Below are 22,391 nucleotides of genomic sequence, written 5' to 3'. Positions count from 1 at the left end.
AAGCGGCGGCCGACGGAACTCAGGGATGTGACGCGGTGGGGTCGGCTGTGCGCGGCCGCGGAGGTGGAGGGCCTGCTGCGCGAGCTGCGCAGCGCCGCCGACGACGAGGAGGCCGCCTACGACCGGGCGGCGGCCCTCAAGGCGCTGGCCGCGGCGCCGCCCCGGCTGTGGCTGCTGCTGGACCGTGCCGCCCGGGTGCAGGAGGGCACGCCCCCGGCGCCCGGCGAGAGTGAACCGCTGCGCCTGTTGCTGGCCGCGATGGACCGGGACGGCCGCATCCGGCAGGCCGCCGTGGAGGAGCTGGCGGTGCACGGCGGGCCGCTGGTGGCCTCCGCCCTCGCGCTGCGGACGGCGGACTGGGTCGACCAGGTCCGCGACCGGGCGCTGGAGGCGCTGCTGCGCCGTACCGCCCCGGACGAGGCCGCCGCGGCCGTACGGCTGCTGCTGAGGCTGCGCGGACGGAGCCGGGCGAGGCACACCCCCGAGGCGTACCGCGGGGTGCTGGCGGCGCCCGAGGCCCGGCGGGCGGTGCGTGCGCTGGCCGCCGACACGGACCCGCTGACCCGGCGCTTCGGGGTCGAGCTGGCCCTGGAACTCGGCGAGTTCGTCCGCGGGGACCTGGTGCGCACGGCGCTGCGCGACCCGGACCAGGTGTGCCGCAGACTGTGCGCCGAGCGGCTGCTGCAGATGGACCCGGACCAGGCGGGGCGGCTGCTGTGGGCCCGCTCGGCGGCCGTGCGGGAGCTGGCGGTCGCGGCGCTGCCGGACGACGTGCCGGCGGCCCGGCTGACCGCGCCGCTGGCCGACCCGGCGCGGATCGTCCGCGCCCAGGCCCGCTGGCGGCTGTACAGCAGGGGAGAGCCCCCGGCGCTGGCGTACCGCAGGCAGCTGTTGCGCTGCGGCCCGCAGAGCCCGCCGCGGCTGGTGGCCGGGCTGGTGACGGGGCTGGGGGAGTGCGGGGACGCCTCGGACGCGCCGCTGCTGCTGCGGCTGGCCCGTGAGGTGCGCACTCCGTGGCCGCCCGTGGTGCGCCGTGCCGCGGTGCGCGCGGCGGGACGGCTCGTCCCGCGGGAGGGGCTGCTGCGGCAGCTGGCGCCGTTGGCCGTGGATCCGGACCCCGGGGTGGCCAGGGAGGCCTTCGAGGCGCTCTCCAAGGTCGCCGGCCAGGTGCCGGTGGAGACGGTGTGGGTGGGCCGCACCCGGCCGGAGCCGGGGGTGCGCAAGGCCGCGGAACGTGTGCGGCGGGCCGCGCAGCGTCAGGCGCAGGCGGGGCACAGGCCCCGGTAGGTGACGTCGACCTGGGAGACGGTGAACCCGAAACGCTCCGCGTCGGGCAGGTCCGCCAGCGGGTTGCCGTGCGGGTGGACGTCCCGGACGGTGCCGCAGCTGGAGCACACCAGGTGCTGGTGCGGGCGGTGGGCGTTGGGGTCGTAGCGCTTGGCGCGGCCGTCGGTGGCGACCTCTATGACCTCGCCGAGCGACACCAGTTCGCCCAGGGTGTTGTAGACGGTCGCGCGGGAGATCTCGGGCAGTCGCGCCGCCGCGCGGGCGTGCACCTCGTCGGCGGTCAGGTGGACGTGGTCGCCGTCCAGGACCTCGGCCACGACGCGCCGCTGCGCGGTCATGCGCCATCCGCGGCCGCGCAGTCGTTCCAGCAGGTCACTCATTCCATTTCACCTATCAGTGGGATGGCAACAGCTTAACAGTGACAGTCCGTGTTCCGACCGGGTACGAGTTTGGGGCTCTTCTTGACTTGGACTCTGTCTATCGTAGGATCGCTTCCGGCGTAAGCCACGGCACAGCACCAACCCAGGGAGAAGCACGTGACGGTTCAGGAGACCGGCCCGCTGACCACGGAGGCGGGCGCCCCGGTCGCGGACAACCAGAACAGCGAGACCGCGGGCCCCGGGGGACCGGTCCTGGTCCAGGACCAGCAGCTGCTGGAGAAGCTCGCCCACTTCAACCGCGAGCGCATCCCGGAGCGCGTGGTGCACGCCCGTGGCGCCGGCGCCTACGGCACCTTCACGGTGACCGCCGACGTGACGAAGTACACGCGGGCGAAGTTCCTCTCCGAGGTCGGCAAGCAGACCGAGACCTTCCTGCGGTTCTCCACCGTCGCCGGCAACCTGGGCGCGGCGGACGCGGTGCGCGACCCGCGCGGCTGGGCGCTGAAGTTCTACACCGAGGAGGGCAATTACGACCTCGTCGGCAACAACACCCCGGTGTTCTTCATCAAGGACGCCATCAAGTTCCCCGACTTCATCCACACCCAGAAGCGCGACCCGTACACCGGCTCCCAGGAGGCGGACAACGTCTGGGACTTCTGGGGGCTGTCACCCGAGTCGACGCACCAGGTGACCTGGCTGTTCGGTGACCGCGGCATCCCGGCGAGCTACCGCCACATGAACGGCTACGGCTCGCACACCTACCAGTGGAACAACGAGGCCGGCGAGGTCTTCTGGGTCAAGTACCACTTCAAGACCGACCAGGGCATCCAGAACCTCACCCAGGAGGAGGCCAACCGGCTCGCCGGTGAGGACCCGGACTCCCACCAGCGCGACCTGCGCGAGGCCATCGAGCGCGGCGAGTTCCCGAGCTGGACCGTGCAGGTGCAGATCATGCCCGCGGCCGAGGCGGCGGCCTACCGCTTCAACCCGTTCGACCTCACCAAGGTGTGGCCGCACGAGGACTACCCGCCGATCGAGATCGGCAGGCTGGAACTCAACCGCAACCCGCAGAACATCTTCGCCGAGGTCGAGCAGTCGATCTTCTCCCCGGCGCACTTCGTGCCCGGCATCGGCCCGTCCCCGGACAAGATGCTGCAGGGCCGGCTCTTCGCCTACGGCGACGCCCACCGCTACCGCGTCGGCATCAACGCCGACCACCTGCCGGTGAACCGCCCGCACGCGACCGAGGCGCGCACCCACGGGCGCGACGGCGCGCTCTACGACGGCCGCCACGGCGGGGCCAGGAACTACGAGCCGAACAGCTTCGGCGGCCCGGCGCAGACCGGCCGTCCCCTGTGGTCGGCCACCGCGGTCGCCGGGTACGCCGGCAACCACGAGGCGCCTTCGCACGCCGAGGACGACGACTTCGTGCAGGCCGGCAACCTCTACCGGCTGATGTCGGAGGAGGAGAAGGAGCGCCTGGTCGCCAACCTCTCCGGATTCATCGCCAAGGTGTCGCGCGACGACATCGCCGAGCGCGCGATCGGCAACTTCCGCCGTGCCGACGAGGAGTTCGGCAAGCGGCTGGAGGCCGCCGTCCAAGCCCTGCGCGGCTGACGGGCGTCCGTCCCACAGACCCGGAGGGGACCGGGTGCGTCCAGGCACCCGGTCCCCTCCGATCCATGTCCGGGCCGTCAGCCGGCCAGGGCGCGCGCAGGCTGCCAGCAGCGCACGATGTCGCGTACGGAGACCATGCCGACCGGGTTGCGGTCGTCCAGCACCACCAGGTGCCGGAAGCCGCCGCGTACCATCGCGGCGGCCGCCTCTTCGAGGGTCCACTGGGGCGCGGCGAAGACCACGTCGGTGGTGGTGTGGGCGGCGGCGAGTTCGAGGTCGGGGTCGAGCCCCGCACCGATGGCGTTGAGGATGTCGCGCTCGGTCAGGATGCCGAGACCGCAGGTGTCGGGATCGAGTACCACCGCCGCGCCCACCCGTCGGGCGGACATCAGCCGGGCGGCCTGGCGGAGGGTGTGGGCGGGACCGACCGTGAGAACGACCGTGCTCATGGCGTCGCGTACGAGCATGGGATACCCCTCGGGCTGCGTCGTGGCCGTCTTGAGAACCGTTTCACAAATGCACAAGCTCACGCATTCTCATGTTCACATGCGCCGCGGTCCGCAGCAAGGGGCGCGCGGAGGGTGATCGGTAGTGTGAGGGGTCGGTCGATTACGGGCGGTTCAGGAAGTCGAGCATGTCCTCGTGCAGCAGCCCGTTGGACGCCGCCGCGTTCCCGCCGTACGGTCCCGCGGTCCCGTCCAGGCTGGTGAAGCGCCCTCCGGCCTCGCGCACGATCACCTCGTTCGCCGCCATGTCCCACAGGCTCAGTTCGGGCTCGGCGCAGATGTCCACGGCGCCCTCGGCGACCATCATGTAGGGCCAGAAGTCACCGTAGGCGCGCGTCCGCCAGCAGGACCGGGTCAGGTCGAGGAAGCCGTCCAGGCGGCCCTGCTCCTCCCAGCCGCTCAGCGAGGAGTACGCGAAGGAGGCGTCCGCCAGCCGGCTGACCTGCGACACCCGCAGCCGCGTGGCCGAGGACAGGCTGCGCCCGGTGTACGCCCCGCCACCCTTCACCGCCCACCAGCGGCGCCCCAGGGCGGGCGCGGACACCATGCCGACCACGCCCTCGTCGCCCCGCTCCCCCCGCACCATGAGCGCGATCAGGGTGGCCCACACGGGCACCCCGCGGACGTAGTTCTTGGTGCCGTCGATCGGGTCGACGATCCAGCGGCGCGGACCGCTGCCCTCCGTGCCGTACTCCTCGCCGAGCACGGCGTCGCGCGGCCTGGCCCGCCCGAGCTGACTGCGGATCAGTTCCTCGGCGCGCTTGTCCGCCTCGCTGACCGGCGTCATGTCGGGCTTGGTCTCGACCTTGAGGTCCAGGGACTTGAAGCGCTCCATGGTGGCGGCGTCGGCGGCGTCGGCAAGGATGTGCGCCAGGCGCAGATCGTCGTTGAAGTCCGGCATGGAGCGAACAGTATCGATCGCGGCAGGTCGAGGTCACGCAGGGTGCGCGGGGAGGGTTGACACGGACCGACGGCCCGTCAATTCTGGCCCACGGCCCCCTGAGGCCGCCCGGTACCGGTGGAGACCGCTTGAGACCCGCTTGAGACCGCTTGGAGGCGATCGTGCCGACAGCGCGTGAATCACTCCTGGACGCGGCGCTGTCCGCACTGGGCGACCGCTCGTGGGCGACGATCAGGATGGTCGACGTCGCGGCCACGGCCGGGGTGTCGCGGCAGACCCTCTACAACGAGTTCGGCACCAAGGAGGGGCTCGCGAGAGCCCTGGCGAGGCGTGAGGCGGAGGCGTTCCTGGCGGGCGTGGAGCGCGCCCTGGACGCCGCCGGGCGGCAGGGCGCCGACGCCGGCGACTGCTTCGCCGCCGCGACCGCCTGGACCTTGCACAGTGCCCGCCGCAGCCCGCTGGTGCGCGCGGTCCTCACCGGCTGCCGCGGGGACCGGGTCCCGGCGGCGGCCGTCGTGCCGGTGCCGGTGCCGCGGCTGCCGGGCCGGCGGCAGCGGGGGGACGACGCCCCGCTCGCCCCGGCCGAACTCCTCGACGGCTTCCGGGCGCGCGCAGCGACCGTACTGGGGCGGCGCTTCCCCAGACTCGACCGGGCCGAGGCCGACTGGGCCTGCGAGGCCGCGGTGCGTGTCACCGTCTCCTACGTCGTCGCGCCCGCGGCCTCCGACGAGGAGGCGTGCCGGCGGGTCGCCCGGCTGGTCCGGGGGCTGCTCCAGCGCGGCTGGTGACGGGCGCGGCCCGGCCCCCGGTGCGGACCGGCCGGGGCGGTCAATGGGTGGAGCCGGAGAGCTGGAGCCCGATGACGCCCAGGACGACCAGGCTGATGGAGATCAGCTTCAGGGTCGAGACGACGTCGCCGAGGAAGGCCATGCCGTAGATCGCGGTCCCGGACGCCCCGATGCCCGTCCACACCGCGTACGCGGCCCCGACGTCCAGCTTCTTCAGGGCGAGCGTGAGCAGGCCGAAGCTGCCGAGCGCGAAGGCGCAGAACGCGATGGTCGGCCACAGACGGGTGAACCCGTGGGAGAGCTTGAGGCAGACCGCGAAGCCGGTTTCGAGGAGTCCAGCGACCACCACGAGGAGCCAGGCCATCGAACGCCCTCCCGTTTCCGTCTGTCGATGAGCGATCATCACACAGCATGCCCGGAAATGGGGTCTCAGTCCCCTTCCTTGCGCTCACGCGTCGCGAGCAGCCGCCGCAGCGAGAACAACCGGGCGGGTTCCGCGTGCCCGTCGGCGACCCAGGCGTCCAGCGCGCAGTCGGGTTCGTCGTGGCTGCAGGCCCGCGGACAGTCCTCCGTGCCCGGCTCCAGGTCGGGGAAGGCGTGGATGACCCGGGACGGATCGACGTGGTGGAGGCCGAAGGAGCGCACCCCCGGGGTGTCGATGACCCAGCCCTCCGCGCCGCTGAGCGGCAGCGCGAGCGCCGAGGTGGTGGTGTGCCTGCCCCGTCCGGTGACCGCGTTGACGAGGCCGGTCGCGCGCTGACGCTCCACCAGGGCGTTGACCAGGGTGGTCTTCCCGACGCCGCTGTGGCCGACGAAGGCGGTGATCCGGCCCTTGAGGTGCTCGCGGACGGCCGCCGTCGCGTCGGCGTCGAAGTGCTCGTGGCTGGTGACGACGTAGGGGACGCCCAGGGGCGCGTACGTCTCCAGCAGCGTTTCCGCCGAGGCGAGATCGGACTTGGTGAGCACCAGCAGCGGCTCGAGCCCGGCGTCGTACGCCGCCACCAGGCAGCGGTCGATGAGCCGGGGGCGCGGCTCGGGGTCGGCGAGGGCGGTGACGATGGCGAGCCGGTCGGCGTTGGCGACGACGACCCGCTCGTACGGATCGGTGTCGTCGGCGGTGCGGCGCAGCACCGAGCTGCGCTCCTCGACGCGCACGATGCGCGCCAGCGTGTCCTTCTCGCCGGACAGGTCGCCGACGATGCCGACCCGGTCGCCGACCGCGATGCCCTTGCGACCCAGTTCGCGGGCCTTCATCGCGGTGACCGTGCGGTCCTCGACGAGGCAGGTGATGCGGCCGCGGTCGATGGTGAGGACGAAGCCCTCCTCGGCGTCCTCGTGCTTGGGCCGGATGCTGGTGCGGGGGCGGTTGCCCTTGCGGTTCGGGCGGACCCGGACGTCGTCCTCGTCGGTGTGCTTGCCGTAGCGCCGCATGGTTCAGGCCCGCACGGGGGACGCGGAGGCCGCCGGTGCCGTGCCCAGCATGGCCGTCCACATCTCGGGGAAGTCGGGGAGGGTCTTGCCGGTGGTCGCGACGTTCTCGACCCGGACGCCGTCCACGGCGAGGCCCAGGACGGCGCCCGCGGTGGCCAGCCGGTGGTCCTCGTAGGTGTGGAAGACGCCGCCGCGCAGCGGCCGCGGCCGGATGCGCAGTCCGTCCTCGGTCTCGGTGACGTCGCCGCCGAGCTCGTTGATCTCCTTGCTCAGCGCGGCCAGCCGGTCGGTCTCGTGCAGACGCAGGTGCCCCACGCCACGCAGCACGGACTCGGAGTCGGCGAGCGCGGCGACCGCCGCGATGCCGGGCGTGAGTTCGCCGACGTCCGACAGGTCGGCGTCGATGCCGTGGATCCGGCCGGATCCGGTGAAGACCAGGCCCGTGTCCGTCAGCTCGCACGAACCGCCCATCCGGGTGAACAGCTCGCGCAGCGCGTCACCGGGCTGGGTGGTGCGCCGCGGCCAGTCGGGGATGACCACACGGCCGCCGGTGACCAGCGCGGCGGCGAGGAAGGGCTGGGCGTTGGAGAGGTCCGGCTCGACGGTGAGGTCGACGCCGAGCAGCGCGCCGGCGTCGACCCGCCACACGTCGGGCTCGCCGCCGTTCTCCGGGGTGTCGACCTTGGCCCCGGCGTGCCGCAGCATCTCCACGGTCATCTTGATGTGCGGCAGCGACGGCAGCGTCGGGCCGGTGTGCCGCACCTCGACACCCTGGTTGAAGCGGGGGCCGGACAGCAGCAGGGCACTGACGAACTGGGAGGACGAGGACGCGTCGACCGACACCGGGCCGCCGTCCAGCGCCCCGCCGCCGTGCACGGTCAGCGGCAGCGCGCCGCGGCCCTCGTCGTCGATGCGGGCGCCCAGGGTGCGCAGCGCGTCGATGACCCCGTTCAGCGGGCGCTCGTGGCTGCGCGGGTCGCCGTCGAAGTGCACCGGGCCGTCGGCGAGCGCGGCGACCGGCGGCAGGAACCGCATCACGGTGCCGGCGTTGCCGACGTCGACGGAGGCCGGACCGTGCAGCCCCGCCGGGATGACCCGCCAGGCCTCGCCGCCGTAGGGATTGACCACCTCGTCGATCTGGACGCCCATGGTGCGCAGCGCGTCGGCCATCAGCACGGTGTCGCGGCTGCGCAGCGGGCGGCGCAGCCAGCCCGGCTCGGAGGCGAGCGCAGCGAGCACCAGGGCGCGGTTGGTGACCGACTTGGATCCGGGCACGGTGACCGTCGCCTGGACGGGGGCGGACGCGAGCGGCGCGGGCCACAGGGCGGTGTGCGCGGGGTTACCGGTCATGACCCCCAGCGTAGTGGCTCAAGGAGAAGGCGAATCGCTCACAAAGCGGACGAAACCTGAAGGAAACAGATACCCGCTCGCAAGGCCTACAGACCCACCAGCCAGCGGCCGCCGCCGAACAGCGACAGCAGCGCCACCGCGTAGAACAACAGCATCCACAGTGCCGCCGGGGTGTGCGTCAGCCGGGCCAGCTGGTCCGCGTCCGATCCGGGCGCCGCACCACCGCGCCGCTTGCGCTGGAGCTCCAGGACCGGCCGTACGCCCCCGAACAGCAGGAACCACACCACCAGGTAGGCGAAGGCCGCCTGGACCCCGGGCTCGGTCAGCCAGGACACCAGCAGGAAGAGGCCGCCGGTCACGAAGACGGTCAGCACCCCGTACGCGTTCCTGATCATCACCAGCATCACCAGCAGCAGGGCCGTCGCCCCCCACAGCAGTGCCGTGATGTGCCCCGCCGCGAGCAGCAGGGCCCCGCCGAGGCCCAGCAGGGACGGCGCGGTGTAGCCGGCCGCCGCGGTGAGGATCATGCCGAGGCCGTACGGCTTGCCGCGGGAGACGGTCAGGCCCGAGGTGTCCGAGTGCAGCCGGATGCCCTGCAGACGGCGTCCGGACAGCAGGGCGACCAGGCCGTGGCCGCCTTCGTGGGCGATCGTGATCGCGTTGCGGGACAGCCGCCACAGGACGTGCGGCAGCACCGCGGCGAGGGCGACGGCCGCCGTGGCGCCGACCAGCCAGGGGGAGGGCGCGGGCTGGGTGCCGAAGATGGAGTCGAAGAGCTGCACGGTTCCGCACCATACGACGGCCTGCTGTGTCCGCGCCGTGGCAATCTGGCACTCATGTGCGGTCGATATGCAGCGAGCCGGGGGCCCGAGGATCTCGTCGGGCTCTTCGACGTGCGGAAATGGGATCCCACCGAGGCTCTGGACCCCAATTGGAACGTCGCGCCGACCGACAGCACCTACGCGGTGCTGGAGCGGCCCGACAAGGAGACCGGCGAGATCGTGCGCCAGCTGCGCACCCTGCGCTGGGGGCTGGTGCCGAGCTGGGCCAGGACGCCCGACGTCGGCGTGAAGATGATCAACGCCCGTGCCGAGACCGTGCACGAGAAGTCCTCCTATCGGCGCCCCTTCGCCTCACGCCGCTGCCTGCTGCCCGCCGACGGCTACTTCGAGTGGGTCACCGGCAAGGACGAGCGGCAGCTGGAGGAGGAGGGGAGGAAGAAGCGGTCCCGCAAGCAGCCGTACTTCGTCACCCCCGTCGACGGCTCCGTCTTCGCGATGGCCGGGCTGTACGAGTTCTGGCGCGACCGCACCCTGCCCGACGAGCACCCGCGCGCCTGGTGGGTCACCTGCACCGTCATCACCACCGAGGCCGAGACCAAGCCCTTCGCCGACGCCGACGAGCGCCCCGGCGGCCCGCGCTCCCTGGCCGAGATCCACCCGCGCATGCCGCTGTGGATCACCCCGGAGCACTGGGACGACTGGCTCGACCCCGCGCGCACCGACGTCGCGGACCTGCGCGGCCTGCTCGTGCCGCCGCGGCCCGGCCTGCTGCGCGCGTACCCCGTGCGCACCGAGGTGAGCAACGTCCGCAACAACGGGCCGGAGCTGGTCGAGCCGATCGAGGCGCCCGAGGAGGCGACGCTGTTCTGACCGCCCGCGGTGCCAGACTGGCCGCTGTGAGCGAGATCATGGAGACCGTGCCGACGCCCGTGGGGGACGCCCGCGTCACCTGGCACGGGGCCCGCCGGCCGCGCGCCGTCGTGGCGCTGGGCCACGGTGCGGGAGGCGGCGTCGAGGCCCGTGACCTGCAGGCCCTGGCCGCTGCCCTGCCGCCGCGCGGCTGGACGGTCGCGCTGGTGGCGCAGCCATGGCGGGTGGCCGGCAAGAAGGTGGCGCCCGCACCGAAGACCCTGGACACCGCGTGGACGGCGCTGTGGCCCGCACTGGCCCGGCCCGGCCTGCCGGTCGTCGCCGGCGGCCGCAGCGCGGGGGCCCGCGTCGCCTGCCGTACGGCGGTGGAACTGGGCGCGGTCGCGGTGCTGGCGCTGTCCTTCCCGCTGCACCCCCCGGGCAGGCCGGAGAAGTCCCGGGCCGGCGAGCTGACGGGCGCCGGGGTGCCGGTCCTGGCCCTGCAGGGCGGGCGCGACCCCTTCGGCCGCCCCGACGAGTTCCCGGAGGGGCACGAGCCGGTCGAGGTGCCGTACGGCGACCACGGGTTCGCCGTGCCGAAGTCCGCCGACCTCACCCAAGAGGCAGCACTCAGCGTCATCACGGACGCGGTGCTGGGCTGGCTGGAGGAACTGCCCCCGCTTCGGGAATGAGCGGTGCGCGACCCGTGTTGTGCGAGGCGTCCACGCGAAAGAACGTACGCACAGTGAGGAAGGCAGCCGGATGGTCAGAGCCGAGTGCCGCGCCCGTGCCGAGGCGCCCTACCTGTCGTGGCCGGAGTGGCCGGCGATGGGCGGGGCGGACAGGAACAGCGCGCCGATCCCGCCCGGGATATCCTCCGATGGCGTGGGGTCCGCTTACGGCCCCGTGACCGTCGTGGAGGAGGTGGGTCCGGTCAGCGGCAACGACGACAGCCCGTCCGAGGTGCCTGAGGTGCAGGTGGCTCCGGAGTCCGACGTCGAGCGCAGCGCGCGCTTCGAGCGGGACGCCCTGGAGTACCTGGACCAGATGTACTCGGCGGCGCTGCGCATGACCCGCAACCCGGCCGATGCCGAGGACCTGGTGCAGGAGACGTACGCGAAGGCGTACGCGTCGTTCCACCAGTTCCGTGAGGGCACCAACCTGAAGGCGTGGCTGTACCGCATCCTCACCAACAGCTTCATCAACTCCTACCGCAAGAAGCAGCGCGAGCCCCAGCGCAGCGGTACGGAGGAGATCGAGGACTGGCAGCTGGCCCGCGCCGAGTCGCACATGTCGACGGGTCTGCGCTCCGCCGAGTCCCAGGCCCTGGACCACCTTCCCGACTCGGACGTGAAGCAGGCGCTGCAGGCGATCCCGGAGGAATTCCGGATCGCGGTCTATCTCGCGGACGTCGAGGGCTTTGCCTACAAGGAGATCGCCGACATCATGGGAACCCCCATCGGTACGGTGATGTCCCGTCTGCACCGGGGGCGGCGGCAGCTGCGTTCGTTGCTGGAGGACTACGCGCGGGAGCGCGGGCTCGTCCCGGCGGGCGCGGGAGATGAGAAGGGCTCGGGCACATGAGCTGCGGCAACCCGCATGAGACGGACTGCTCCGAGGTACTCGAACACCTTTACGAGTACCTGGACAACGAGATGTCCGACGACGCCTGCGCCAAGTTCAAGCAGCACTTCGACGAGTGCCACCCTTGCTTGGAGAAGTACGGCCTCGAGCAGGCCGTCAAGAAGCTGGTCAAGCGCTGCTGCGGGCACGACGACGTGCCCACGGACCTGCGGTCCAAGGTGCTCACGCGGATCGAGCTGATCCGCGCGGGCGAGGTGGCGCCGGTGCCGGAGCCCGCGGACGGCGGCAGCACGCCGACCGGTTTCCCGGCCGGCTGACGCAGCCCGTACAGGCAAGCCACCCGGGATCACCCGAAGGCGGGAATCGCGGCCGCTCGCCCACCGCGCGACGGCCGTGCCCCTAGCCTCTGTGGGGTGCGTGCGAAGCGGACGGTCGGGATGCTCCCCGCGGCGGCGCGGGTGTACATCCCGCTCGTCGTGGTGTCGGCGTGCGGCGCCCTCGTCACCGGCCCCCACGAGGGCACTCCCTGGGCGACCGCGGCCGTGCTGGCGGTGGTCTACGCGGCAGGGGAACGGACGGGGGCGTCCCTGCCCCCGGTGCTCTTCGCGGCCGCGCTCCTGCTTCCCCCGGGCGCGGCCGCACTCGTCGCCGTGCCCGGTGGCCTCCTCGCGCCGGTCCGGGGCGAGCCGGGCCCGGTGCGCCGGGTCTGGCACGCCGCGCAGCTCGCCCTGGCCACCGCCGCCGCAGCCCAGGTCCGGGACGCCTTCGGGGAAGGCGACTTCGCGCGGTTGCCGGGACTGCTGGTGCCCGCACTGGCGGCCGTCCTCGCCTTCTGCCTCTACTCCGCCGCCCTCACCGCCGGCGTGCTGATCACCGCCGAGCGCACCGCCCCGGCCGTGGCCCTTCGGGAGGCCCTGCTCGAACCGCTCGCCCCACACCTCACCTACGGCCTGGTGGGGCTCATGGCCGCGGTGCTCTGGCAGGGCCCGTACGGGGCCGTGGCCGCGGTCCTCGCCCTGCTGCCGACGCACATCGCCCGCTGGGTCGTCGGGCAGGCGCGCCGCGAGCGGGCCGCGCACCAGGCGACGGTGCGGGCGCTGGTGCAGGCCGTGGAGATCAAGGACCGCTACACCCGGGGCCACAGCGAGCGCGTCGGCCGGGCGTCGGCACTGATCGCCCGCGAGATCGGACTGCCGCCCGAGCGGGTGGAGGCCCTGCGGCTGGCCGGCATCCTGCACGACATCGGCAAGCTGGGGGTGCCCACCCGGGTGCTGCGCAAGGACAGCCCGCTCACCCCCGAGGAGCGGCGGATCATCGAGCTGCACCCCGGCTACGGCCACGAGATGGTGCGCGGCATCGCCTTCCTCGACGACGCCCGCACCGCGATCCTCCACCACCACGAACGCCTCGACGGATCGGGCTACCCGTACGGCCTGGCCGGCGAGGCCATCCCGTCCTCGGCGCGGCTGGTGGCCGTGGCGGACGCCTTCGACGCGATGACCTCCACGCGGGCCTACCAGGCCACCCGCGGAGTCGACGACGCGCTGGGGGAGTTGCGCCGCTGCGCCGGCAGCCACTTCGACCCCCTCATGGTGCAGGCCCTGATCCGCGCCGTCCGGCGGGACGGCTGGAACCCGGCGGTCACCGCCGACGAGCCGGAACCCTTCGCCCCCGCGCAGACCCGGCGCCACGCCCGCCGCGAGGCCCCGCCCGGCCGTACCTTCGAGCCGCGCCCGTGAGCGCCTCCGGACGCCGCGGAGGCGGCGACCACCGGCGCCGGCGCAGACGCACGCCGTTGGTCGTGCTCGCCGTCCACGGGGTGGCGCTCGCCGTGGGCGGCGCCGCCCTGGTCTGGACGGCGTCGCACGGCGTCGCCGATCCCGCGGCGGCCGCCGCGTTCGGGGCGCTGGTCGTCGTCGGCGAGGCCTTCCGGATCCCGGAGCCAGAGGGACGGGAGGCCGCCCCCGTCGCCTTCGCCGGGGCCCTGGCGTACGCGCTGCTCGCGGCCGAGGCGGTGGCGGTGGTGGTGGCGGTCTCCGCCGCCGCGGTGATCGCCGGGCAGTTGAGGGGCGCGCCACGGGACGCGGCGGTGCGGCGCGTGCTGACGGTGGCGTTCGCCGCGGCGACCGGGCAGCCGCTCTACGGCGGCAGCGGCGGCCATCCGGGCTACGCCGTCCTCCTGCTGGCCAGCACGATCCTGTGCGACGCCGTGCTGGCGGCCGTGCTGGGCGCCGCCCGCACCGGGCATCCCTTCGCCTCCGTCCTCCGCGACGAACTGGCCGTCCTGCCGGGCGTCGGCTCCGCCGTGTGCGCCGGCGGGGTCGTGCTGGCGCAGGCCGAGCAGGCGGCCGGGCTGTGGGCGCTGCCCGTGTGCGGGGTGCCGCTGCTGCTGACGCAGACGGCCTTCCGGCGGCACGCGGCGATCCGGGCCACCCATCGGGAGACCATCGCCTCACTGGCCAGGGCCACCGAGGTCGCCGGCTACACCCCGGTGGGGCACGCCCGCCGGGTCAGCGAGCTCAGCCACGCCATGGGGCGGGAACTCGGCCTGGGCGGACGGTCGCTGGCGGCCCTGGAGCACGCCGCGCTGATGCACGACATCGGCCAGCTCTCCCTCGTCGACCCCGTGCCCGGCGGTGCCACCTCGTCCCTCGATCAGGTGGAACGCCGCCGCATCGCCCTGCTCGGCGCGGAGGTCGTACGCCGGACGGGTGCCCCCGAGGAAGTCGCGCGGATCGTGGAGGGACAGGCCGATCCGTACCGGGAGCAACCGCTCGCGGGACGCATCGTGCGTACGGCCAACGCCTACGAGGACCTGGCCGGAGGCGGCACCGCCGTGGGCCGGGGGCTGCAGGCGCTGGAGCGGTTACGCCTCGATACCGCGCACGAATACGACCCTCGCGTGGTCGAGGCGCTGACCAGGGTCGTTGCCCGGGCCGGGCAGTGAACCCACCGGTAATGAGCGGGCGCACCAAGGGGCATGGTTGGATGCCCGCAGGGGCGCAGAGCGCTCAAGAGGCGCACCATGGCGGCGATGCTGCCAAACCGACGCGCCCGGCCGTGTGTGACAGGCCCTGCCGATGGCAAGGAGGACTGATGAGCACCGCTGAGCACGGGACGTGGGGGGACGGACGGGGCACCGTGGGGCACCAGCGAAAGCGAACGGCAGGCGGGACACCTTGAGGATCTTCGGCAGGGCACGGCACCGGCCCTCCGCCACGTGGCGGCAGGCGACCGACCGGGCGTTCACGTTGATCAGCGACGGACGGTACGAGGACGCCGGTGCGCTGCTGATCCGTGCGGCCGACCTGGAGCCCTGGCGTTCGGAGTCCTGGTACAACCTCGCGCTGCTGCACAAGTTCCGGCACGACTGGGAGCAGGCCCGCACCACCGGTCTGCGGGCCGTCGCCCTGCTGGACCGCGCGCCCGGCGCCCCCGACTGGTGGAACGTCGGCATCGCCGCCACCGCCCTGCAGGACTGGCCGCTCGCCCGCCGCGCCTGGCAGGCGTACGGGCTGCGGCCCGACGCGTCAGGGACCGGCCCCGTCGAGATGGAGCTGGGCAGCTCGGCGGTGCGGCTCTCCCCGGAGGGCGAGGCCGAGGTGGTCTGGGGCCGCCGGATCGACCCGGCCCGCATCGAGGTGCTGAGCATCCCGCTGCCGTCCTCCGGCCGCCGCTGGGGCGAGGTCGTGCTCCACGACGGCGTCCCGCACGGCGAGCGGCGCACCGCCGGCGGCGCCACGTACCCCGTCTTCGACGAGATCGAGCTGTGGGCGCCCTCGCCGGTGCCAACCTGGCTCGTCCTGCTGGAGGCGGCGACCGAGTCGGACCGCGACGCCCTGGAGCAGCTCGCCGCCGACGCCGGGTACGCGGCCGAGGACTGGTCGTCCTCCGTACGGCTGCTCTGCCGCACCTGCTCCGAGAGCCGCATGCCGACCGACGACGGCTCCGACGCCTCCCGCGACCCGCACGACCAGGGCGAACCGGGCCACCCGGGCCACCTCAGCCACCGCACCCCCGGCGCCCTGTGGGCCCCCGAGCGCGAGTGCGGCATCGCCGCCCCGGTCGGCCTGGTGCGCGGGCTGCTGGACAGCTGGGTCGCCGACAGTCCGGACACCCGGGACTGGCGTGATCTCGAAGAGGTCTGCTGACACCGTCGCGGGCACGTACCCTTGATGGGCTATTGAGCTTTGGAGAAGCCCCAGGAAGGCGTACGACGGACCATGTCGCAGCAGGAGACCGAGCAGACCGCATTCACCGACGACGTGACGGACGCGGAGGAGCGTGAGGCCGCCCACCGCGAGCGCGGCACCGTCCGCCCCATCACGGTCGTCGGCAACCCGGTGCTGCACCAGCCGTGCAAGACGGTGACGTCCTTCGACGACGAGCTGGCCACGCTGATCGACGACATGTTCGCCAGCCAGCGCGCCGCCGAGGGTGTCGGCCTCGCCGCCAACCAGATCGGCGTGCCCCTGCGGGTCTTCGTGTACGACTGCCCGGACGACGACGGCGTCCGCCACGTCGGCCACGTGGTCAACCCCGTCGTCGACGACCTCCCCGCCGAGCGCCGCGTCCTGGACGACGGCAACGAGGGCTGCCTGTCCGTGCCGGGCGCCTACGCCGAACTGCCGCGCCCCGACTACGCGGTCTGCCGCGGCCAGGACCTGCACGGCAACGACGTCGTCATCGAGGGCAAGGGCTTCTTCGCGCGCTGCCTGCAGCACGAGACCGACCACCTCAACGGGTACCTCTACATCGACCGGCTCTCCAAGCGGGACCGCAAGGACGCGCTGAAGCAGATGGCGGAGCTGACGCCGAAGTACGAGACCGTCCCGAACGACTGATCGGTTCCTGCCGTTAACCTGTTCGTCCCCGGCATGATCGCGCCGGGGACGAGCAGGGGAGGGACATGCGACACAGAGCGCTGACGGCCGCGGCGGCGGGTGCTGCGGCGATGGTGGTCCTGACGGCGCCGGCCGCGCACGCCGAGGGGCGGGGGGACATCCGGGTCATCAAGACCGTGGTGGACCACGGCACCAATGTGATCGTCGGGACGAAGAAGACCGTCGAGTTCCCGGTCGCCATGACGATCAGGGACAACTCGGGGATCAAGAAGGTCTCGCACGTGAGCGCCTTCAACACGAAGAACGGGTTCGGACCCGTCGACTGGACCGGCACCCGCTGCGAGAAGAAGAGCGCCACCACGTCGGTGTGCACGGCCACGATGACGATCCACCCGGAGTGGATCCGGCCGTACGGCGAAGGCGGGATCGAGGGCTGGAACGCCAACCAGGTCGCGGGCGTCTGGCAGGTCAACGCCACGGTGAACGCGAACGACCGTGACTACTGGATCAGCGACAACATCGCCCGGTTCAAGGTGAAGCGCGCCTCGGTGCTCACCACCGACGCGGGCCCGGAGCCGGTCGCCAAGGGCGGCAAGCTCACCGTCAAGGGCAAGCTCACGCGGGCGAGCTGGCAGAGCCTGAAGTACTGGGGCTACGCGGGGCAGCCCGTGAAGCTGCAGTTCAAGAAGGCGGGCTCCACGAAGTGGAGCACCGTCAAGACGGCGACCACGAGCAGCAACGGCTCGCTGAGCACCAAGGTGACCGCCACCGCGGCGGGCAGCTGGCGCTGGTTCTTCCCGGGCACGACCACGACGGCCCAGGTGACCTCGGCCGCCGACGCGGTCGCCCTGAAGTGACGGCGAGGGGGCCCGGCCGGCCGGGCCCCCTCGTTCGTGCATCCCGCGGCACGGATCAGAAATCGTCGTCGAAGGAGACCGAGCCCTCGACCGCCACCTGGTAGGCGGAGGCGCGGCGCTCGAAGAAGTTGGTCAGCTCCTGGACGTTCTGCAGCTCCATGAAGGAGAACGGGTTCTCCGAGCCGTAGCGGGCCGGCAGGCCGAGGCGGACCAGTCGCTGGTCGGCGACGCACTGCAGGTACGCGCGCATGGAGTCGGTGTTCATGCCGGGCAGGCCGTCGCCGCACAGGTCGCGGGCGAACTGGAGCTCCGCCTCGACGGCCTCCTCCAGCATCGCGGTGACCTGCTTGCCCATCTCCTCGTCGAAGAGCTCGGGCTCCTCCGCGCGGACGGTGTCGACGACGTGGAAGGCGAAGTCCATGTGCATCGACTCGTCGCGGAACACCCAGTTGGTGCCGGTGGCGAGCCCGTGCAGCAGGCCGCGCGAGCGGAACCAGTAGACGTACGCGAAGGCGCCGTAGAAGAACAGGCCCTCGATGCAGGCCGCGAAGCAGATCAGGTTGAGGAGGAAGCGGCGGCGGTCCTCCTTGGTCTCCAGGCGGTCGATGGACTCCACCGAGTCCATCCAGCGGAAGCAGAACTGCGCCTTCTCGCGGATGGAGGGGATGTTCTCCACGGCCGCGAACGCGGCCGTGCGCTCCTCGGGATCGGGCAGGTAGGTGTCGAGCAGCGTCAGGTAGAACTGGACGTGCACGGCCTCCTCGAAGAGCTGCCGCGACAGGTACAGCCGCGCCTCAGGGGAGTTGATGTGCTTGTACAGGGTCAGCACCAGGTTGTTGGCCACGATCGAGTCGCCGGTGGCGAAGAAGGCGACCAGACGGCCGATCATGTGCTGCTCGCCGGGCGAGAGCTTGGCGAGGTCGGCGACGTCGGAGTGGAGGTCGACCTCCTCCACGGTCCAGGTGTTCTTGATCGCGTCGCGGTAGCGCTCGTAGAAGTCCGGGTAGCGCATCGGACGCAGGGTCAGCTCGAAGCCCGGGTCGAGCAGTCTCTTGGTGGGGCTCATCACTGGCAGGCCTCGCAGGACTCGGGGTTCTCAAGGGAGCAGGCGATCGCGTCGGCGTCGGGCGTCGTCTGCTGGAGCGGGATGGGGGCCGCCGCGCGGGCGGACTGGGCGATGCGGGTGGCCGGGCGGGAGCGCAGGTAGTACGTCGTCTTCAGGCCCTGCTTCCAGGCGTACGCGTACATCGAGCTGAGCTTGCCGATGGTGGGCGCGGCCATGAAGAGGTTGAGCGACTGGCTCTGGTCGAGGTACGGCGTACGGGCCGCGGCCATGTCGATCAGGGCGCGCTGCGGGAGCTCCCAGGCGGTGCGGTACAGCTCGCGGACGTCCGCGGGGATCCAGTTGAAGCCCTCGACGGAGCCGTTGGACTCGCGCAGGGCGTCGCGGGTCTGCGCGTCCCAGACGCCGAGCTTCTTCAGGTCGTCCACCAGATAGGAGTTGACCTGCAGGAACTCACCGCTGAGCGTCTCGCGCTTGAAGAGGTTGGAGACCTGCGGCTCGATGCACTCGTACACGCCCGCGATCGAGGCGATCGTGGCGGTCGGGGCGATGGCCAGCAGCAGCGAGTTGCGCATGCCGGTGGCGGCGACGCGGGCGCGCAGCGCCTCCCAGCGCTCGGGCCAGTTCTCCTCGGTGTCGTAGTGGTCCGGGTGGAGCACGCCGCGGGCGGCGCGGGTCTGCGACCAGGCCGGGTGCGGGCCGTGGCGCTCGGCGAGGTCGCAGGAGGCCTCGTACGCGGCGAGCATGATGCGCTCGGCGATCTTCGTGGACAGGGCCTTGGCCTCGGCGGAGTCGAAGGGCAGCCGCAGCTTGAAGAACACGTCCTGCAGGCCCATCGCGCCCAGGCCCACCGGGCGCCAGCGCTCGTTGGAGGAGGCGGCCTCGCGGGTCGGGTAGAAGTTGATGTCCACCACGCGGTCGAGGAACGTCACGGCGGTGCGGACGGTGGCGTCCAGCCGCTCCCAGTCGATGGCTTCCTCCCCGGCGTCGCCGTCTTCGCCCACGAAGGCGCCGAGGTTGACCGAGCCGAGGTTGCAGACCGCGGTCTCGCCGTCGTCGGTGACCTCCAGGATCTCCGTGCAGAGGTTGGAGGAGTGGATCACGCGGCCGGGCTCGGCGGTCTGGTTGGCGGTGCGGTTGGACGCGTCCTTGAAGGTCATCCAGCCGTTGCCGGTCTGCGCGAGGGTGCGCATCATGCGGCCGTACAGCTCGCGCGCGGGGAGGGTCCTGCGGGCCAGGCCCGCGGCCTCGGCCTTGCGGTAGGCGGCGTCGAACTCCTCGCCCCACAGGTCGACCAGCTCGGGCACGTCGGCGGGGGAGAACAGCGACCAGGTGCCGTCGGTGTCGACGCGGCGCATGAACTCGTCCGGGATCCAGTGCGCCAGGTTCAGGTTGTGGGTGCGGCGCGCCTCCTCACCGGTGTTGTCGCGCAGTTCCAGGAACTCCTCGATGTCCGCGTGCCAGGTCTCCAGGTAGACGCAGGCCGCGCCCTTGCGGCGGCCGCCCTGGTTCACGGCGGCGACGGAGGCGTCGAGGGTGCGCAGGAACGGGACGATGCCGTTGGAGTGGCCGTTGGTGCCGCGGATCAGGGAACCGCGGGAGCGGATGCGGGAGTACGACAGGCCGATGCCGCCGGCGTGCTTCGACAGCCGGGCGACCTGGTGGTAGCGGCCGTAGATCGAGTCCAGCTCGTCCAGCGGGGAGTCCAGCAGGTAGCACGAGGACATCTGCGGGTGCCGGGTACCGGAGTTGAAGAGCGTGGGGGAGCTGGGCAGGTAGTCCAGCCGGCTCATCAGGCCGTAGAGCGCGGCGACCTCGTCCACCGAGCGGCCGGTGCGGTCCTCGGCCAGGCCGCAGGCGACGCGGAGCATGAAGTGCTGCGGGGTCTCGATGACCTGGCGGGTGATCGGGTGGCGCAGCAGGTAGCGGCTGTGCAGGGTGCGCAGGCCGAAGTAGCCGAAGCGGTCGTCCGCGCCGTCGGCGAGCGCGCCGTCGACCAGTGCGTCCAGCCGCGCGGCGTGCTCGGCGACGAAGGCGGCGGTGCCGTCGGCGATCAGGCCCTCGCGGTGGCCCACCGCGATGGACGTGGAGAACGACACGGCGCCCTCGCCCGCGGCCTCGTCGGCGACGGCGAGGGTGAGCAGGCGGGCGGCGAGCCGCGAGTACTGCGGGTCCTCCGCGATCAGCCCGGCGGCGGCCTCGGTGGCCAGCCCGCGCAGTTCCGCCTCGTCCGCCGTGGCGCTGCGGCCGCGCAGCGCGGCGGCGGCGACCCGGCCGGGGTCGGTGTCGGGGAGGTCTGCGGTCAGTTCCGTCAGGACGCGCAGCAGACCGGCTCCGGTTGAGGCAGGTTCCGATGCGGTGGCGGGTGCGGCGGGCGCGATGGTCACGTGTGCTCTCTCCCTCGTACGGCGGCGACGCGGAGGAGCGACGGGGCGCACGCAGGGCAGGCCAGGGCATGCCGCGGCGCGTCCGCCGGCCCAACCCGCGAGGCCCGGACACTTCACCGTCCGGACGGCGCGCCGGACGGTGCCGTCGGCAGGTACTCGGACTCGCGGGCACGCCTTCAGGCGCCCGCACACCGTTGCGGGGCAGTCCCGGATTCCCACCGGCTTCCCCTGCGGCGACAGCGGAGTTGAGCATACATCTAGTGGCGCCCGCCCGTGACACCACCAGATGTTGTGTCGGTGCGGTTACACAGTGACGGACTCACCGGTGCCAGTCATGGCCGTCGCGGGAGTCGTGGACGTGCCCGGTCAGGGCGGCGAGGGCCAGGGCCAGGAAGAAGACCAGTGCGGTGACGGTGGCGAGGAAGGTTTCCATGCCTTCGACTGTGCTCCTCGTGCGACCCCGCCGGGAGTGGCAGTACCGACGTGCTACCTCGAAATCCTGCCACGCCCGCGCAGCCCCTCTGCCATCCTGGACGCATGCTGCAGAACGTGGCCGTGGTCCTGCTCGACGGTGTCCATCCCTTCGAACTCGGGGTGGTCTGCGAGGTGTTCGGAATCGACAGGTCGGACGACGGCCTGCCGGCGTACGACTTCGCCGTGGCGTCCGCGGAGGGCCCGACGCTCACGTCGCCCGCCGGGTTCACCATCGGCACCCGGCACGGGCTGGAACGGCTGGAGGAGGCCGACCTGGTCGCGGTGCCCGCCGGGGACTCCTACGTGCGCCGGGAGTACCCGCCGGAGCTGCTGGAGGCGCTGAACCGCGCCGTCGGGCGCGGGGCGCGGGTGCTCAGCGTCTGCTCGGGGGTCTTCGTGCTGGCCGCCGCCGGGCTGCTGGACGGCCGCCGCTGCGCCGCCCACTGGCGGCACGCGGAGGAACTGGCGCGGCGTCACCCCCGGGTGCGGGTCGAGCCCGACGTGCTGTACGTGGACGAGGACCCGGTGATCACCTCGGCCGGCACCGCCGCCGGGATCGACGCCTGCCTGCACCTGGTCCGCAAGGAGCAGGGCAGCGACGTGGCCAACGCCATCGCCCGGCGCATGGTGGTGCCCCCGCACCGCGAGGGCGGCCAGGCGCAGTACGTCGACCGCCCGCTGCCGCGCACGCGTTGCGACACCGTGGGCGAGGTCCTGGCGTGGATGGAGCGCCACCTGGACCGCGAGGTCACCGTCGACGAGCTGGCCGCCCGGGCGCACATGTCGCCGCGCACCTTCGCGCGCCGCTTCCAGCAGGAGACCGGCACGACGCCGTACCGCTGGCTGCTGGGCCAGCGGGTGCTGCTGGCACGGGAGCTGCTGGAGGGCACCGACGAGACGGTGGACGCCGTCGCCGCGCGCGCCGGTTTCGGCAACGCGGCGACCCTGCGGCACCACTTCGCCCGCTGGGTGGGCACCACCCCTCAGGCGTACCGCCGCACCTTCCGCTGCCCGGAGCCGGCCCGTACGGCATGACGACGGGCCGCCGCCCCGTCCCAGGGCGGCGGCCCGCGATCGTGGCCGGAGCGGCGGTCAGTGGCCGGCGCCCACCGGCAGGTCCTTCTGCACGCCGGGGTCGCCGGCGTCGGCGGTGAAGTCGGCCTTGCTGGTCTCGTCCACGCCCTCGGGGGCCTTCAGGGCCCGCAGGACGAAGGTGAGGACGACGGTGACCGCCAGGTTGAGCACGAAGGCGGTCAGGCCGATGTAGCCGATCTGGCCGATGACGGGGATG

General features: G+C 72.7%; 23 protein-coding genes and 1 riboswitch. Of the genes, 13 read left to right on the top strand and 10 right to left on the bottom strand.

Translation table 11 applies throughout. From position 1 onward, the window contains the following. Positions 1-27 precede the first annotated feature (27 nt). On the top strand, positions 28-1,287 hold the full coding sequence (locus tag PV341_RS20040) for a hypothetical protein (protein ID WP_500327914.1): 1,260 nt from the start codon (positions 28-30) through the stop codon (positions 1,285-1,287). Here the strand turns inward: PV341_RS20040 and PV341_RS20035 are convergent. Then, positions 1,257-1,667, bottom strand: coding sequence for a Fur family transcriptional regulator (locus PV341_RS20035; protein ID WP_500358597.1), 411 nt, complete (start codon positions 1,665-1,667; stop codon positions 1,257-1,259). The two genes, PV341_RS20040 and PV341_RS20035, sit on opposite strands and share 31 nt — an antisense overlap. Positions 1,668-1,823: 156 nt before the next feature. Between PV341_RS20035 and PV341_RS20030 the strand changes: the two genes are divergently transcribed. After that, entirely contained in the window at positions 1,824-3,284 is a 1,461-nt protein-coding gene (locus PV341_RS20030) for a catalase (protein WP_500358595.1), read from the top strand. A gap of 77 nt (positions 3,285-3,361) precedes the next feature. Here the strand turns inward: PV341_RS20030 and PV341_RS20025 are convergent, their stop codons facing one another. Further along, the gene (locus PV341_RS20025) at positions 3,362-3,751 is read right to left on the bottom strand and encodes a CBS domain-containing protein (RefSeq protein ID WP_500327911.1); all 390 of its coding nucleotides are present in this window, start codon (positions 3,749-3,751) and stop codon (positions 3,362-3,364) included. Positions 3,752-3,893: 142 nt separating this feature from the next. Continuing rightward, positions 3,894-4,691 (bottom strand): FIG domain-containing protein, encoded by a 798-nt coding sequence (hisN, locus tag PV341_RS20020; RefSeq protein WP_499513856.1) that lies wholly within the window; start codon positions 4,689-4,691, stop codon positions 3,894-3,896. A gap of 161 nt (positions 4,692-4,852) precedes the next feature. Between hisN and PV341_RS20015 the strand changes: the two genes are divergently transcribed. Further along, positions 4,853-5,479 carry a TetR/AcrR family transcriptional regulator gene (locus PV341_RS20015; protein WP_500327909.1) on the top strand — a complete coding sequence of 209 codons (627 nt, stop codon included), beginning with the start codon at positions 4,853-4,855 and terminating at the stop codon, positions 5,477-5,479. A gap of 40 nt (positions 5,480-5,519) precedes the next feature. Here PV341_RS20015 and PV341_RS20010 read toward each other — a convergent pair whose 3' ends face one another. The 4 genes from PV341_RS20010 to PV341_RS19995 form a co-directional block, all read right to left on the bottom strand. After that, positions 5,520-5,843, bottom strand: a complete 324-nt coding sequence (locus PV341_RS20010) for a DMT family transporter (RefSeq protein WP_361798116.1) — start codon at positions 5,841-5,843, stop codon at positions 5,520-5,522. 65 nt (positions 5,844-5,908) lie between these two features. Beyond that, entirely contained in the window at positions 5,909-6,910 is a 1,002-nt protein-coding gene (gene rsgA, locus PV341_RS20005) for a ribosome small subunit-dependent GTPase A (RefSeq protein WP_499513858.1), read from the bottom strand. Between the two features lie 3 nt (positions 6,911-6,913). Beyond that, on the bottom strand, positions 6,914-8,260 hold the full coding sequence (aroA, locus tag PV341_RS20000) for a 3-phosphoshikimate 1-carboxyvinyltransferase (protein WP_499513859.1): 1,347 nt from the start codon (positions 8,258-8,260) through the stop codon (positions 6,914-6,916). Between the two features lie 86 nt (positions 8,261-8,346). Further along, positions 8,347-9,042, bottom strand: a complete 696-nt coding sequence (locus tag PV341_RS19995; RefSeq protein ID WP_500327908.1) for a M50 family metallopeptidase — start codon at positions 9,040-9,042, stop codon at positions 8,347-8,349. 54 nt (positions 9,043-9,096) lie between these two features. On the opposite strand from PV341_RS19995, the gene PV341_RS19990 reads away from it, so the two are divergent. The 9 genes from PV341_RS19990 to PV341_RS19950 all read left to right on the top strand — a co-directional run bounded on the left by PV341_RS19990 (position 9,097) and on the right by PV341_RS19950 (position 17,176). Then, entirely contained in the window at positions 9,097-9,912 is an 816-nt protein-coding gene (locus PV341_RS19990; protein WP_500327907.1) for an SOS response-associated peptidase, read from the top strand. A 38-nt stretch (positions 9,913-9,950) separates the two neighbouring features. After that, complete coding sequence (locus PV341_RS19985) at positions 9,951-10,583, top strand: alpha/beta hydrolase family protein (RefSeq protein WP_500328042.1); 633 nt, start codon at positions 9,951-9,953, stop codon at positions 10,581-10,583. A gap of 232 nt (positions 10,584-10,815) precedes the next feature. Further along, positions 10,816-11,475: a sigma-70 family RNA polymerase sigma factor gene (locus PV341_RS19980; RefSeq protein WP_375819388.1), complete on the top strand. Its 660-nt coding sequence runs from the start codon at positions 10,816-10,818 to the stop codon at positions 11,473-11,475. Continuing rightward, positions 11,472-11,792, top strand: coding sequence for a mycothiol system anti-sigma-R factor (gene rsrA / locus PV341_RS19975; protein WP_499513862.1), 321 nt, complete (start codon positions 11,472-11,474; stop codon positions 11,790-11,792). The genes PV341_RS19980 and rsrA overlap by 4 nt, the downstream gene beginning before the upstream one ends. Positions 11,793-11,912: 120 nt before the next feature. After that, entirely contained in the window at positions 11,913-13,214 is a 1,302-nt protein-coding gene (locus PV341_RS19970; protein WP_500328041.1) for an HD-GYP domain-containing protein, read from the top strand. Continuing rightward, positions 13,211-14,422, top strand: a complete 1,212-nt coding sequence (locus PV341_RS19965; protein WP_500358593.1) for an HD-GYP domain-containing protein — start codon at positions 13,211-13,213, stop codon at positions 14,420-14,422. The genes PV341_RS19970 and PV341_RS19965 overlap by 4 nt, the downstream gene beginning before the upstream one ends. 232 nt (positions 14,423-14,654) lie before the next feature. Continuing rightward, entirely contained in the window at positions 14,655-15,626 is a 972-nt protein-coding gene (locus tag PV341_RS19960; protein WP_499513864.1) for a tetratricopeptide repeat protein, read from the top strand. A 72-nt stretch (positions 15,627-15,698) separates the two neighbouring features. After that, positions 15,699-16,319, top strand: coding sequence for a peptide deformylase (gene def, locus PV341_RS19955; RefSeq protein ID WP_499513865.1), 621 nt, complete (start codon positions 15,699-15,701; stop codon positions 16,317-16,319). 65 nt (positions 16,320-16,384) lie between these two features. After that, positions 16,385-17,176 carry a hypothetical protein gene (locus PV341_RS19950; RefSeq protein ID WP_500358592.1) on the top strand — a complete coding sequence of 264 codons (792 nt, stop codon included), beginning with the start codon at positions 16,385-16,387 and terminating at the stop codon, positions 17,174-17,176. A 55-nt stretch (positions 17,177-17,231) separates the two neighbouring features. Here the strand turns inward: PV341_RS19950 and PV341_RS19945 are convergent, their stop codons facing one another. Then, positions 17,232-18,242, bottom strand: coding sequence for a ribonucleotide-diphosphate reductase subunit beta (locus PV341_RS19945; protein WP_500327901.1), 1,011 nt, complete (start codon positions 18,240-18,242; stop codon positions 17,232-17,234). Further along, positions 18,242-20,626 (bottom strand): ribonucleoside-diphosphate reductase subunit alpha, encoded by a 2,385-nt coding sequence (locus PV341_RS19940; protein ID WP_500358591.1) that lies wholly within the window; start codon positions 20,624-20,626, stop codon positions 18,242-18,244. Before PV341_RS19940 ends, PV341_RS19945 begins: the two co-directional genes overlap by 1 nt. Positions 20,627-20,756: 130 nt before the next feature. After that, positions 20,757-20,916: riboswitch (cobalamin riboswitch) on the bottom strand. A gap of 247 nt (positions 20,917-21,163) precedes the next feature. Here PV341_RS19940 and PV341_RS19935 point away from each other — a divergent pair. Further along, the gene (locus PV341_RS19935) at positions 21,164-22,135 is read left to right on the top strand and encodes a GlxA family transcriptional regulator (RefSeq protein ID WP_500358590.1); all 972 of its coding nucleotides are present in this window, start codon (positions 21,164-21,166) and stop codon (positions 22,133-22,135) included. A gap of 57 nt (positions 22,136-22,192) precedes the next feature. On the opposite strand, the gene PV341_RS19930 is transcribed toward PV341_RS19935, so the two are convergent. Next, the coding region (locus PV341_RS19930; RefSeq protein ID WP_500358589.1) for a hypothetical protein at positions 22,193-22,391 on the bottom strand (199 nt) is incomplete at its 5' end.

It is taken from the genome of Streptomyces sp. PA03-1a, from assembly GCF_033792805.1.
In the GTDB taxonomy this organism is placed as follows: domain Bacteria; phylum Actinomycetota; class Actinomycetes; order Streptomycetales; family Streptomycetaceae; genus Actinacidiphila.
This window is presented reverse-complemented; position numbering and strand designations above follow the sequence as displayed.